General features: G+C 33.3%; 1 protein-coding gene. It reads right to left on the minus strand.

What is annotated here, in order from left to right; translation table 11 throughout:
- Positions 1–223: 223 nt before the first annotated feature.
- Positions 224–694, minus strand: a complete 471-nt coding sequence (locus tag H3Z82_RS19415) for a hypothetical protein (RefSeq protein ID WP_182207113.1) — start codon at positions 692–694, stop codon at positions 224–226.
- Between the last annotated feature and the right edge of the window lie 296 nt (positions 695–990).

Genomic DNA, 990 nt, shown 5'->3' on the forward strand with positions numbered 1-990 from the left:
AGAGCCATCGCCTATACAACGACTCTGATGGACCTACCATCATCTTATTTACAGCATTCAACCTTTTATTGCCGTGGTTGATTCTTGGCACACTAAGAATAGTTGCGTGATTAAGCCTCTAATTTAGCAAAAATGGAACGAACCAGAGGAAAATCCGTAGGATTTTCCAAGTAAGCGAGAACCAAGCAATTATTTTTACATGGTGTTGTGCATAGTGTTTTTATTATTTTTCAATTCCAATTTCATTTATTTCGTCCAGTTTTTCAGTCCGATTTATTAGTAAAAATGGTAATCCAATTCCAATTCCGACGGTTAGAGTTGAGTATAAAAAGAACGGCTCGGTTATTAAATATTGTGGTATTAAAGGATTGGTTGGTTTTCCAATAAAGGTCAGTATATAAAGTCCGATTGAAATTGTTATTATTACAAAAAGAACTATAATTAGAATATCCTTTATTAAATCAGCTGTTTTAAATTCTTTCCGTTTCGAGTTTAATAACATTCCGAAAATTGGAATTGAAGAAATCGCTAAATAGTCAAGATTATTAAAGGAAAACCCGAAAAAATATCCAGTGATTTTTTGTAGAGAATCATTAAGTCCAAACGGATTAATTATTCCAAAAAGAAACAATAAGAAAATCATAGCCGAAATTCCGCAAATCATATATTTTATTTTTATCGGTATTTTATTCAATTCAGTGGGTTTTTTGCGGTTGGTTTACATTATGCACAACGGTTTCGTGTATGAAAAGTGCGTGTTTGTGTCAGAGGATTTTCGGAACGAAAATCGGAAGAAAGCAAACACGCACTTTCCTTTGGGTTAAGTACTAAAATAAGCATTTTTTATACACAGTGTTGAACTAAACCTAAAGGTAGCTTCACGAGACGTTTCCAGCACGATTCACTACCTTTAGGATCAAGGTTTAATGTAATACTCAATATTATGAAAAAAAAACGACACCCTCATTGAAAGGGCCTGTATTTCCGTTC

Origin of the sequence: Gelidibacter maritimus (genome assembly GCF_014062315.1) — a bacterium.
Classification (GTDB): Bacteria; Bacteroidota; Bacteroidia; order Flavobacteriales; family Flavobacteriaceae; genus Gelidibacter; species Gelidibacter maritimus.